The sequence below is a fragment of the Serratia sp. CY56464 genome (genome assembly GCF_052168435.1).
GTDB classification, from domain to species: domain Bacteria; phylum Pseudomonadota; class Gammaproteobacteria; order Enterobacterales; family Enterobacteriaceae; genus Serratia; species Serratia marcescens.
Window position 1 is genome coordinate 75183 of sequence record NZ_JBJNMV010000004.1, and the last position, 12931, is coordinate 88113.

The 12931-nt window shown below is 60.2% G+C and carries 10 protein-coding genes; 7 read left to right on the forward strand and 3 right to left on the reverse strand.

From position 1 onward, the window contains the following. Positions 1 to 7: 7 nt before the first annotated feature. Together ACJ8KE_RS18450 and ACJ8KE_RS18455 are read right to left on the reverse strand one after the other, a co-directional pair. A complete protein-coding gene (locus ACJ8KE_RS18450; protein ID WP_028128062.1) occupies positions 8 to 460 on the reverse strand; it encodes an N-acetyltransferase in 453 nt (150 codons plus the stop codon). After that, positions 457 to 1023 (reverse strand): DNA-3-methyladenine glycosylase I, encoded by a 567-nt coding sequence (locus tag ACJ8KE_RS18455; RefSeq protein ID WP_016929581.1) that lies wholly within the window; start codon positions 1021 to 1023, stop codon positions 457 to 459. The genes ACJ8KE_RS18450 and ACJ8KE_RS18455 overlap by 4 nt, the downstream gene beginning before the upstream one ends. Positions 1024 to 1219: 196 nt before the next feature. Between ACJ8KE_RS18455 and ACJ8KE_RS18460 the strand changes: the two genes are divergently transcribed. From ACJ8KE_RS18460 to ACJ8KE_RS18490, 7 genes are all read left to right on the forward strand, one after another. After that, a complete protein-coding gene (locus ACJ8KE_RS18460; RefSeq protein ID WP_028128061.1) occupies positions 1220 to 3208 on the forward strand; it encodes an autotransporter domain-containing esterase in 1989 nt (662 codons plus the stop codon). Between the two features lie 723 nt (positions 3209 to 3931). Then, entirely contained in the window at positions 3932 to 4849 is a 918-nt protein-coding gene (gene glyQ, locus ACJ8KE_RS18465) for a glycine--tRNA ligase subunit alpha (protein ID WP_004933966.1), read from the forward strand. A 9-nt stretch (positions 4850 to 4858) separates the two neighbouring features. Next, on the forward strand, positions 4859 to 6928 hold the full coding sequence (gene glyS, locus ACJ8KE_RS18470; RefSeq protein ID WP_016929579.1) for a glycine--tRNA ligase subunit beta: 2070 nt from the start codon (positions 4859 to 4861) through the stop codon (positions 6926 to 6928). A gap of 309 nt (positions 6929 to 7237) precedes the next feature. Next, positions 7238 to 7957, forward strand: coding sequence for a DUF3053 domain-containing protein (locus tag ACJ8KE_RS18475; protein WP_016929578.1), 720 nt, complete (start codon positions 7238 to 7240; stop codon positions 7955 to 7957). A gap of 541 nt (positions 7958 to 8498) precedes the next feature. Further along, positions 8499 to 10409, forward strand: coding sequence for a PTS mannitol transporter subunit IICBA (locus ACJ8KE_RS18480; RefSeq protein ID WP_016929577.1), 1911 nt, complete (start codon positions 8499 to 8501; stop codon positions 10407 to 10409). A gap of 58 nt (positions 10410 to 10467) precedes the next feature. Continuing rightward, positions 10468 to 11613 (forward strand): mannitol-1-phosphate 5-dehydrogenase, encoded by a 1146-nt coding sequence (locus tag ACJ8KE_RS18485; RefSeq protein ID WP_117287573.1) that lies wholly within the window; start codon positions 10468 to 10470, stop codon positions 11611 to 11613. 94 nt (positions 11614 to 11707) lie between these two features. Next, positions 11708 to 12259, forward strand: coding sequence for an MltR family transcriptional regulator (locus tag ACJ8KE_RS18490; protein WP_016929575.1), 552 nt, complete (start codon positions 11708 to 11710; stop codon positions 12257 to 12259). Here ACJ8KE_RS18490 and ACJ8KE_RS18495 read toward each other — a convergent pair. Then, complete coding sequence (locus ACJ8KE_RS18495) at positions 12256 to 12864, reverse strand: LysE family translocator (protein WP_016929574.1); 609 nt, start codon at positions 12862 to 12864, stop codon at positions 12256 to 12258. The genes ACJ8KE_RS18490 and ACJ8KE_RS18495 overlap by 4 nt on opposite strands. Between the last annotated feature and the right edge of the window lie 67 nt (positions 12865 to 12931).

Genomic DNA, 12931 nt, shown 5'->3' on the forward strand with positions numbered 1-12931 from the left:
GCCTTTTTTAACCGTAACCGGTTGAATTCTCGATTGCCGGCCAGTTCATGATCAGCGTATAGGCCTGGGTTTCGTCGTTAAACAGGCGTTGCGTTACCTGAAAACCGTGCTTGTGGTAAAACGCGCAGGCGCGCAGGTTTTGCTGATACACCTCCAGGCTGAGCCGACGGTAGCGCTGCTGTACGTGCGTCATCAACGCCTGGGCGACGCCGCGGCCGTGAAACGCCCGATCGACAAACAGCGCGCCGATGAACTGCTCGTCCAGCACGCTGATAAAGCCGACGATTTCGTCGTCATGCCAGCAGGCCCAGCTTTGCGCGCGCGGCAGATAGTTTTCCCGCACCAACGCGGCGCTCTCACGCCAGTATTTTTCCGCCACGAACGGATGGGCGGCGATGGTGCTGGGCAGCCACAGCGCCATCAGCCGTTCGATATCCTCCGGGCCACAGGGGCGGATCACCGTGGCTTTGGGTAACACATGCACCCCGTGAGATGATCGTTCACCAGCCCGCTGGCCTGCATGAAGGCGTAACAGATGGTGGAGCCGATAAACTTGAAGCCGCGCTTTTTCAGCGCCTTTGACATGGCGTCGGACTGCTCGGTTTTGGCCGGCACCTGATTCAGCGCTTGCCAGCGGTTAAGCTGCGGCCGGCCGCCGACGAAGTCCCAAATGAAGGTAACGAAATTCTCCCCGGCCGCCTCCATCGCCAGATAGGCCTTGGCGTTGGTGATGATGGCTTCTATCTTGCCGCGGTGGCGGATGATGCCGCTGTCCTGCAGCAGGTTTTCCACGTCTTGTTCGGTCATGGCGGCGACACGCCGCGGATCGAAATCGTGGAAAGCGCGGCGGTAGTTCTCGCGCTTTTTCAGGACGGTGATCCAGGAAAGGCCGGCTTGCTGCCCCTCGAGGCACAACATTTCAAACAGCTCGCGCGCGTCGGTGGTGGGCGCGCCCCATTCCTTGTCGTGATACTCGAGATACAACGGATCGGCCGTCACCCAACCGCAACGTTCGTCTGCCATCCTGAATGTCCTTATGCTGTGTTTATGAACAGTAATCATCGCTCGAAGCGCCGAACTTGGCAAGCCTCTGATTGTTTTGTCATCGGCCCGCTTGACGTGACGAAAAAGCCGACAATAGTTACTACATGGCCGGTGGAAAACTGACCAACGATAAAAACGACATGGCCTTCATTTGCAGGCTCTCAGGAGTCGATCCATGCCTCTAAAAATAACGTGCATGCCCCGCCCGGCGGCGCTTGCAGTGGCGTTACTTTGCAGTGTGACCCTTCCGGCTCAGGCGTACGATCAACTCTACGTCTTTGGCGACAGCCTGAGCGATACCGGCAACAACGGCCGGTTCACCTATGACGGCAGCCAGCACCTGCTGTACGACGAAGCATTGGCGCAACGCATCGGGGCGGCGCTGGTAGCTTCGGACAACGGCGGTGAGAACTACGCCGCCGGCGGCGCGGTGGCGGTGCCGGGCCTGAACCCGGCCGACAACACCCAGGAGCAGGTGCAGCGTTACCTGAACCGGGTCAATGGCCAGGCCGACGGCGACGGTTTGTATATTCATTGGATCGGCGGCAACGACCTGGCGGCGGCAGCGCTGAATGCCGCTACCGCGCCCGGCGTGGCCTATAACAGCGCCGCGGCGGCGGCGGCGCAAGTGCATTCGCTGCTGAACGCCGGCGCCGGCACGGTGATCGTGCCGACGGTGCCGAACATCGGCTCCACGCCGCAGCTGATGGAATTGATCATTCAACAGGCGCTGTCACCGGTGCAGGGGGCGGCGATCCAGGCGGCTTATGCCACGCTTAGTTCGGTGGCGACGCCGGACAACGCTTCACGCACGCAGGCGATCCACGCGGCGTTGACCGCTGCGGCGAAGCAGGGCAGCGCCATTCCTCAGGTGCAGCAGGCGATCGCCGCGCAGCTTATCGCGGCGTATGACGGCCTGAGCGCGCAGGCCGCTCAACTGACCGATTTCTATAATCAAAGCGAAGACCGTTTGCTGGCGCAGGGGAGCGGCAATATCGTGCGGGTGGACGTCAACAAGCTGTTCGCCGAAGCGATCGCCAATCCGGCGCAGTTCGGCTTCGCCAACACCGCCGGCATGGCTTGCCCGCCGGGCGTTTCCTCGGCGGTCTGCCGTTCCGACATGCCCGGCTTCGACGCCGGCCAGTCCTATCTGTTCTCCGACCATTTCCACCCCAGCCCACAGGCGCACCTGCTGATTGCGGATTATATCCAGGCGGTATTGGATGGTCCGGCGCAGGTGGTGGCGCTGAATCAGGCGACGGCGGCGATGGCGCGCGACAGCCGCGCCACGCTCGACAGCCGCTTCCAGCAGCTGCGCAACGGCGACAACCCGCAGGGTTCGCTGGGGGTGTTCGGCGGTTACGCCGGCCAGCACTACGACTATGCCGATAACCGGGCCGCGGGGGACGGCAACGCCACCACCCACAACCTGACCGTCGGCGTGGACTATCAGCTGACCGACAGCTGGTTGATCGGCGCGTTGATCGCCGGTTCCAACGACGATCAGCATCCTTCCAGCCGCTTTGATTACAAGGCGCGCGGGCTGCTGCTGTCGGCTTTCAGTTCACTGGCGATCTTCGAGCACGGCTGGGTCAACGCCGATCTGCACTATGCGACGATGGATTATGACGACATCCGCCGCAGCATGCGGCTGGGGCCGCTGACGCGCACCGAAACCGGTTCGACCACCGGCAGGCAGTGGGGCGCGCGCGTGACCGCCGGCTATGACTTCCCGATCGCCTCTTACCTGACTACCGGGCCGGTGGCGCAGTTCGCCTGGGACTACAGCCGCGTTTCCGGCTACAGCGAAGACAGCGATGACAGCACCGCCATGCGCTTCAACGATCAAACCTACCACTCGCAGATCGGTGCGTTGGGTTGGCGGCTGGATACGCAATTCGGCGTGTTTAACCCTTATGCGGAGGTGAGTTATCAGCACCAGTTCGGTGACGACGTCTACCGCGCCGGCGGCGGCCTGAAATCGACGCAAACCTCGTTCACCCGCGACAGTGCGGGCCAGGACAAAAATTGGGTGGATGTCACGTTGGGGGCCAACATGCCGTTGACGGACCGGGTATCGGCCTTCGCCACCGTCTCGCAAACCGGCGGGCTGAGCAGCGGCGAGCAGTTTATGTATAACGTCGGCGTCAGCGCGCGTTTTTGAATTGGCCATCGGCGCGCTCAAGATAAGCCATAAGGTCTGATAAGGGATTTATGCGGAAGGCGGCCTGGGGAAATTATGCGGGCCGCAATGAGGTTGGCGGAAAGACAAAAAAAAACTGATCCTATGAAAGGATCAGGTAGCCACTTGGCCAACACCAGGGAAAATTTTATTTATTATTGTATAACCAAAGATTAACTGTCAATTTGTTTCTGTGGCCCGTTAGCGCCGTATTTCATCCCTGGCCGTTCCTCCCATGCCCTGCGCGTCGGCACGCCGCGCGATATCACCTTATTTTTCACGATAATAAGAAATAATCCGGCACTTGATCACATTATCTCTCGATGAGGGGAGTTTTTTAGTTGATAAAATTAACAAAAATAACATCGGCGCAACTTTATCTCGTGGGAAATATAAGGATATGCGCACGTAAATCAGCATAAATTTAATCGGTGAAGGGGGAAATAGCGTTCAGCCAATTGATTATTTAAACGGCGGCGAGTGATGTTTTTGTTAAATGTTTCTAATGTGTGTGCCGGGTGTGTTTTTCTGGACGGCGAGGGGACCGGCAGACGCGTTGTTTTTCCCGCTGTGCCCGATGCGTGAAAATCCAGCGTTTCTCACCCCGATTCGCACTTGTTGCCGGATTCTGGCTGTATATCTTACGGTCAAAGGGTATACTGGCGCATTCCATCTAAATCCACTTGTATCGCGTGCGAATTCAACATGCAAAAGTTTGATACCAAGACCTTCCAGGGCCTGATCCTGACACTGCAGGATTATTGGGCGCGCCAGGGCTGCACCATCGTTCAACCATTGGACATGGAAGTCGGCGCGGGAACCTCACACCCGATGACGTGCCTGCGCGCACTGGGGCCGGAGCCGATGGCCGCCGCCTATGTGCAGCCATCTCGCCGCCCGACCGACGGCCGCTACGGTGAAAACCCGAACCGTCTGCAGCACTACTACCAGTTCCAGGTGGTGATTAAGCCATCGCCGGACAACATTCAGGAACTCTACCTGGGCTCGTTGAAAGAGCTGGGTCTGGATCCGACCATCCACGACATTCGCTTTGTGGAAGACAACTGGGAAAACCCAACGCTCGGCGCCTGGGGCCTGGGTTGGGAAGTGTGGCTGAACGGCATGGAAGTGACGCAGTTCACTTACTTCCAGCAGGTCGGCGGCCTGGAGTGCAAGCCGGTGACCGGCGAGATCACCTACGGTCTGGAGCGTCTGGCGATGTACATCCAGGGCGTGGACAGCGTGTACGATCTGGTGTGGAGCAACGGCCCGCTGGGCGTCACCACCTACGGCGACGTGTTCCATCAGAATGAAGTGGAGCAGTCCACCTACAACTTCGAATACGCCGACGTCGACTTCCTGTTCTCCTGCTTCGAGCAGTACGAGAAAGAAGCCCAATCGCTGCTGGCGCTGGAAAAACCGCTGCCGCTGCCGGCCTACGAACGCATCCTGAAGGCGGGCCATACCTTCAACCTGCTGGACGCGCGCAAGGCGATTTCGGTAACCGAGCGTCAACGCTACATTCTGCGCATCCGCACGCTGACCAAAGCCGTTGCCGAAGCCTACTACGCTTCCCGCGAAGCGCTGGGCTTCCCGATGTGCAACAAGAAGAACGAGAACTAAGAGGCAGCCATGACTCAACAGACTTTCCTGGTGGAAATCGGCACGGAAGAGCTGCCGCCGAAGGCTCTTCGTTCCCTGGCGGAATCTTTCGCCGCCAACTTCACCGCCGAACTGGACAACGCCGGCCTGGAACACGGTGAAGTGAACTGGTTCGCCGCACCGCGCCGCCTGGCGCTGAAAGTGGCCAACCTGAGCGCGGCGCAGGCCGATCGCGAAATTGAAAAACGCGGCCCGGCGATCGCCCAGGCGTTCGACGCTGAAGGCAAACCGAGCAAAGCGGCCGAAGGCTGGGCGCGCGGCTGCGGCATCACCGTCGATCAGGCTGAACGCCTGGTGACCGACAAGGGCGAGTGGTTGATGTACCGCGCCCACGTCAAAGGCCAGTCGGCGCAACAACTGCTGGCCGGCATGGTCAGCACCGCGCTGGCTAAACTGCCGATCCCGAAACTGATGCGTTGGGGCGACTCTGACGTGCAGTTCGTGCGTCCGGTGCACACCGTTACGATGCTGCTGGGCGCCGATCTGATCCCGGGCACCGTGCTGGGCATCGACTCTGCGCGCACCGTGCGCGGCCACCGCTTCATGGGCGAAGCCGAGTTCACCCTCGATAACGCCGACCAATACCCGCAGATCCTGCTGGAGCGCGGCAAAGTGGTCGCCGACTACGAAGCGCGTAAAGCCCTCATCAAACGCGACGCCGAACTGGCGGCGCAGAAGATTGGCGGCAAGGCCGATTTGAGCGACAGCCTGTTGGAAGAAGTGGCCTCGCTGGTGGAATGGCCAGTGGTGCTGACCGCCAAATTCGAAGAAAAATTCCTGGCGGTGCCGGCGGAAGCGCTGGTGTACACCATGAAGGGCGACCAGAAGTATTTCCCGGTGTACGACGCCGCGGGCAAACTGCTGCCGAACTTTATCTTTGTGGCCAACATCGAGTCGAAAGACCCGCAGCAGATCATTTCCGGCAACGAGAAGGTGGTGCGTCCGCGCCTGGCCGATGCCGAGTTCTTCTTCAACACCGATCGCAAGAAACGCCTGGAAGACAATCTGCCGCGCCTGGAAACCGTGCTGTTCCAACAGCAGCTGGGCACCCTGCGCGACAAGACCGATCGCATTCAGGCGCTGGCGGGCTGGGTTGCCGGCCAGATCGGCGCCGACGTCAACCACGCCACCCGCGCGGGCCTGCTGTCGAAGTGCGACCTGATGACCAACATGGTGTTCGAATTTACCGACACCCAGGGCGTGATGGGCATGCATTACGCGCGCCACGACGGTGAGGCGGAAGACGTCGCCGTTGCGCTGAACGAGCAGTATCAGCCGCGCTACGCCGGTGATGCGCTGCCGCAGTCGCTGGTGGCCTGCTCGCTGGCGATCGCCGACAAGATGGATACCCTGGCCGGCATTTTCGGCATCGGGCAGCATCCGAAAGGCGATAAAGACCCGTTCGCGCTGCGCCGCGCCGCGCTGGGCGTGTTGCGCATCATCGTCGAGAAAAACCTGCCGCTGGATCTGCAGACCCTGACCGAAGAGGCCGTGCGCCTGTACGGCAGCAAGCTGACCAACGCCAAGGTGGTCGACGAGGTGGTGGAATTCATGCTGGGCCGCTTCCGCGCCTGGTATCAGGAAGAAGGCCACGCCGTCGATACCATTCAGGCGGTGCTGGCGCGCCGTCCGACCAAACCGGCCGACTTCGACGCGCGCGTCAAGGCGGTATCCCACTTCCGCACGCTGGACGAGGCGGCGGCATTGGCTGCGGCCAACAAACGCGTCTCCAACATTCTGGCCAAGTCTACCGAAACGCTGAACGACAGCGTGCGCGCCTCGGTGCTGAAGGATGCGGCGGAGATCCAGTTGGCGACTCACCTGGTGGTGCTGCGCGACAAGTTGCAGCCGTACTTCGCGGCGGGCAACTACCAGGAAGCGCTGGTGGAACTGGCCGCGCTGCGTGAGCCGGTGGATGCGTTCTTCGACAACGTGATGGTGATGGCGGACGATGCGGAAGTGCGCGTTAACCGTCTGACGCTGCTGAGCAAACTGCGTGAGCTGTTCCTGCAGGTGGCGGATATCTCCGTGCTGCAGTAAGCGGTTCTTTGCTGTGAAAAGGCGCCTGCGGGCGCCTTTTTTATTTCCGAAGCTGGGCTGTGAAGGTAAGCTCGCCCGGCGGCTTGGGGTGACTGACTTGGGAGAATTGCAGCCTCCGCTCGCCGACGGCAATGAACCTCAGTGCGTTTTGCGCACGATGTTCAACCGCCACCGGCCGAGACAATGTTCACCGCAAACGGAATCGCGTATCGGAACGCCGCCAGTTGATCTATTCTTATAGGCGCACGGAGTGCGGAAAAAGGGGCGGAGTCCAATGAAAAAGCAGGTTTATAACAGGAGTTATGTCACATGGCGGTAGGAATCCAGAGCAGAGGTTTCGCGCGTTGGTTGGCACCGGTATTGGCATTGTTGGTGGTCATGCAATTGACCGCCTGCGGCGATAAAGAGCCGGAACAGCGCAAAGCATTTATCGATTACTTACAGAATACCGTGATGCGCAGCGGGGCGAATATCCCCACGCTGAGCGAAGACCAGAAGCAGAAGTTCGGCAACTATGCCGGCGATTACGCGATTTTGGTCGGCTTTTCACAGCAGCTGTCCAAGTCGGTCGGCGCCAGCCTGACCCCGGCGCTGGATCAGATTAACCAGATCCGCACCGCACAGGACTATCTGAACAAACGCGATGCGCTGCAGCAATCGGTCGGGGCGTTGAACCTGCTGGGCCAGCAGATCCAGTCCGCCAAGTCGCAGGCGGATACCGCCCGCGCGGCGTTGAAACAGCCCGACGATCTGAAGGCGGTGTACAACCAGGCCTATGACAAAATCGTCACCGCGCCGGCCAACGCCCTGATGCCGGCGATCCCGACCACCGCCAGCTTTGTGCAGGATCTGGTGCAGGTTGGCGATTTCCTGCAGAGCCAGGGCAATCAGGTCAGCTTCAACAACAACGGCGTGCAGTTCCGCACTGCGCAGCAGGTGGCGCAGTACAACACCATGATGTCGAATCTGGTGGCCAAACAGCAGAACCTGGTGAATGCGCAGAAAGCCATTCAAAGCGTGACGCAATAACGCGCCTACGACGATCTACAGGCCGGCATTGCCGGCCTGCTTTATTTCCCCTCAGCGTTTCCAATAGCTTGCTGGTTTATTGCGCAGGCTTCTGTACTACACTTCAATTAATCCATTCATTCGGCAATGTAGTTTTCTTTCATTCATCACTTCGCTAGTTCCCGGCGGGATGAGTGCTCACAGGGAAGATCAAACAGAGCGTCGCGATTGGTCGCTGCAGCCAAAAATAAATTGTGATGTTTATCACAGTTTAAAAACAAATAACCAAGTTAAAAATGTGACCGTTATCACTTTATTGTCGATTTTTGGGCGGTTTTTTTCTCACTGTGCTTTTTTTACACGTCATAAGTGTGATCTTTATCACTATAAATGAGGGTTTGTTGGGGTGTTGTGTGTGACTTGTATCACAAAAAATTCGTGAAGTTCGCGTGACAAAAACAGCGTGATAGAGTCCGTTTCGCATACAGCGGCAACACGGCTGGATCGTCACAACAATAATCACGCGCTCTATTGTCAGCGCGTAACAATAGGGGTGTGTTTTATGTTTTCACCAGACATCAAGGTTAAAGTGCAAAACTTTGGCCGCTTCCTGAGCAACATGGTGATGCCCAACATCGGCGCCTTTATCGCCTGGGGGATTATCACCGCGCTATTCATTCCAACCGGCTGGCTGCCGAATGAAACCTTAGCCAAGCTGGTCGGCCCGATGATCACCTATCTGCTGCCGCTGCTGATCGGCTACACCGGCGGGCGGCTGGTGGGCGGCGAGCGCGGCGGCGTGGTCGGCGCCATCACCACCATGGGCGTCATCGTCGGCGCCGACATGCCGATGTTCCTCGGCTCGATGATCGCCGGCCCGCTGGGTGGCTGGGCTATCAAGCATTTCGACCGCTGGGTGGACGGCAAGATCAAAAGCGGCTTTGAAATGCTGGTGAACAACTTCTCCGCCGGCATCATCGGCATGCTGCTGGCAATCCTGGCTTTCCTGGGCATCGGGCCGCTGGTGGAGGTGCTCTCCAAGCTGCTGGCGGCGGGCGTGCACGTGATGGTGAAGAACAACCTGTTGCCACTGGCGTCCATCTTCGTTGAACCGGCGAAAATCCTGTTCCTGAACAACGCCATCAACCACGGCATCTTCTCGCCGCTGGGTATCCAGCAGGCCACGGAAGTCGGTAAGTCGGTATTCTTCCTGATTGAAGCCAACCCAGGCCCGGGCATGGGCGTGCTGATGGCCTACATGTTCTTCGGCCGCGGCAGCGCCAAGCAATCCGCCGGCGGTGCGGCGATCATTCACTTCCTGGGCGGCATCCACGAAATCTACTTCCCTTACGTGCTGATGAATCCACGTCTGCTGCTGGCGGTGATCCTGGGCGGCATGACCGGCGTATTCACCCTGACGATGCTGAACGGCGGCCTGGTTTCTCCGGCTTCCCCGGGTTCGATCCTGGCGGTGCTGGCGATGACTCCGAAAGGCGCCTACTTCGCCAACATTGCGGCGGTGTGCGCAGCCTTTGCCGTCTCCTTCGTGGTGTCTGCTTTCCTGCTGAAAACCTCCAAAGTGAAAGAGGATGACGATCTGGAAGCCGCGACCCGCCGCATGCAAGAGATGAAATCGCAGTCCAAAGGCGGCGCAGCGGCGCCAGCGTCGGTCGACGGCGATCTGAGCACCGTGCGCAAAATCATCGTCGCCTGCGATGCGGGCATGGGTTCCAGCGCCATGGGCGCCGGGGTGTTGCGCAAGAAAGTGGCGGACGCCGGGCTGAAGAACATCTCGGTGACCAACAGCGCCATCAACAGCCTGCCGGACGATGTGGATCTGGTCATCACGCACCGCGATCTGACCGAGCGCGCGATGCGCCACGCGCCGCAGGCCCAGCACATCTCGCTGACCAACTTCCTCGACAGCAAGCTGTACAGCGATCTGGTCGAGCGTTTGCTGGCGGCCAACCAAACCAGCGACAACCAGCAGAAGGTGCTGGATGACAGCGTCGAAGCCGGTGAGCCGAACCTGTTCAAGCTGAGCGAAAGCAACGTGTTCCTCAACCTGCAGGCCAGTGACAAAGAGCAGGCGATCCGCTTCGCCGGCGAGCAGCTGGTGAAGGGCGGCTACGTTGAGCCGGAATACGTGCCGGCGATGCTGGAGCGCGAAAAGCTCACGTCCACCTACCTGGGCGAGTCGATCGCCGTGCCGCACGGCACCATCGAGGCTAAAGACCGGGTGCTGCGCACCGGCGTGGTGTTCTGCCAGTACCCGCAGGGCGTGCGCTTCGGCGATGAAGAGGACGAAGTGGCGCGCCTGGTGATCGGCATCGCCGCGCGCAACAACGAGCATATTCAGGTGATCACCAGCCTGACCAACGCGCTGGATGACGAGAGCGTGATCGAGCGGCTGGCGAATACCACCAGCGTCCAGGAAGTGCTGGACCTGCTCGGCGGCAAAAAAGCCGGATAACAGAATCATTTTAAAGGGTGCAGCTTGCTGCACCCTTCGACATTAAGAAGGTAGAGTTATGAAAGCATTACATTTTGGCGCAGGGAACATCGGCCGCGGTTTTATCGGCAAGCTGCTGGCGGACGCGGGCGTTGAGCTGACCTTCGCCGACGTCAATCAAACGGTGCTGGATCTGCTGAACAGCCGAAAAAGCTACTCGGTGCACGTGGTGGGCGAGCAAGAGCGCGTGGAGAACGTCACCAACGTCAGCGCCGTCAACAGCGGCGGCGAAGCCGCGGTGGCGCTGATCGCCGAGGCGGATCTGGTGACCACCGCCGTGGGTCCGCAAATTCTCGCCAAAATCGCCGGCACGATCGCCAAAGGACTGGTGCTGCGCCATCAGCAGGGCAATGTGCAGCCGCTGAACATCATCGCCTGCGAGAACATGGTGCGCGGCACCAGCCAGCTGAAGCAGCACGTGTTCGCCGCGCTGCCGCAGGACGAGCAGGCATGGGTTGAGCAGCATGTCGGCTTCGTCGATTCGGCGGTCGATCGCATCGTGCCGCCGGCGGACAGCAGCGATCCGCTGGAAGTGACGGTGGAAACCTTCAGTGAATGGATCGTCGATCAGACGCAGTTTAAAGGCCAGCCTCCGGCGATCGCCGGCATGGAGCTGACCGACAACCTGATGGCCTTCGTCGAGCGCAAGCTGTTCACCCTCAACACCGGCCACGCGATCACCGCCTACCTCGGCCAACGGGCCGGGCTGCAAACCATTCGCGACGCCATTCTCGATCCGGCGATCCGCCGGGTGGTGAAAGGGGCGATGGGAGAGAGCGGCGCGGTGCTGATCAAACGCTACGGCTTCGACGCCGACAAGCACGCCGCCTACATCAACAAAATTCTCGGCCGCTTCGAAAACCCGTATCTGCACGATGACGTCGAGCGCGTGGGGCGCCAGCCGCTGCGCAAACTGAGCGCCGGCGATCGCCTGATCAAACCGCTGCTGGGCACGCTGGAATACGGCCTGCCGCATGCCAACCTGATCCAGGGCATCGCCGCCGCCATGAGTTACCGCAGCGAACAGGATCCGCAGGCGTTGGAGTTGGCGGAATTGCTGAATACGCTCGGGCCGAAAGCCGCGCTGGCGCAAATTTCCGGCCTGCCGGCGGAAAGCGAGGTTGTAGAAGAGGCCGTTGCTGTGTATAACGCCATGCACAAGTAGAATCGTGATGATGAACACCCGAGCGCAGCTTGCTGCGCTCCTGGAACCCGAGTTCGGCATCGACGGCCCTCCCCACGCCTTTCGAAAAGCGACGATGGAAGAAGCACAGGCATTTGAAAACCAGGTTCTGGAAAAGCTGAACGCGGGCAAAACGGTGCGCAGCTTCCTGATCGCGGCGGTAGAGCTGCTGGCGGAAGCGCTCAACGTGCTGGTGGTGCAGGTATTCCGCAAGGATGACTACGCGGTGAAATATGCCGTCGAACCGCTATTGTCCGGCAGCGGCCCGCTGGGGGAGCTGTCGGTGCGCCTGAAGCTGATGTACGGCCTGGGGGTGATTTCCCGCCACGAATATGAAGACGCCGAACTGCTGATGGCGATGCGCGAAGAGCTGAACCACGACGGGTCGGAATACCGCTTCGTCGACGACGAAATACTCGGGCCGTTCGGCGAGCTGCACTGTGTGGCAGCGCTGCCGCCGGTGCCGACTTTCCTGCAGCCGGGCGAGGCGGATGAAGCGCTGATCGCCATGCAGCGCCAGCGCTATCAGCAGATGGTGCGCTCCACCATGGTGCTGTCCATTACCGATCTGATCGCCGGCATCGGCGCCAAGCAACCCTCCCGGCTCTCTCCTCTCGGCCGCGGCTAGGCAAAGGCCGCGCGCCACTCGTCGAACAACAACCACAGCGCGGTGGCGGCCATCAGCCCGGACATCGCGCCGTTGAACACCCGCAGCTTCCAGGTGACCCGCAGCGCGTTGCGCAAGCGGTCGCCCAGCACCGCCCACAGCAGCACGCAAGGCAAGTTCAGCAGCGCGAAACCGGCGATGACCGACAGCGTATGGACAAAGGTGGCGCCTTCGCGCGGGGTGAACAGGATCGCTACGTTGATCACCATCAGCCAGGCCTTGGGGTTGACCGCCTGAAACAGCGCGCCGTTGAGCAGGCTCATCGGCTGCGCCTGCTCTTTGGCGTCCGGCGAGGCCGCCTGGAACAGTTTCCATGACAGCCACAGCAGATAAGCGCAGCCGATCACCGCCAGCGGCAGGCGGATGACGCCGGCCCAGCTCAGCGCCAGCGCCAGCAGCGGGATAATGATCGCCAGCTGTACCGCACAACCGACGCAGATGCCAAACAGCATCGGCAGGGTGCGGCGCAGGCCGAAGTTGACGCCCGACGAGGCCAGCAGCAGGTTGTTGGGGCCGGGGGTGATCGACATGACGGTGACGTAGCTGACAAAGGCAGAGTCCAGCATGGCAGGTTCCTTGAAAATGACGGTGATGACGAGAGATCAGCATAATCGCTGCAATGGGATGGTGACA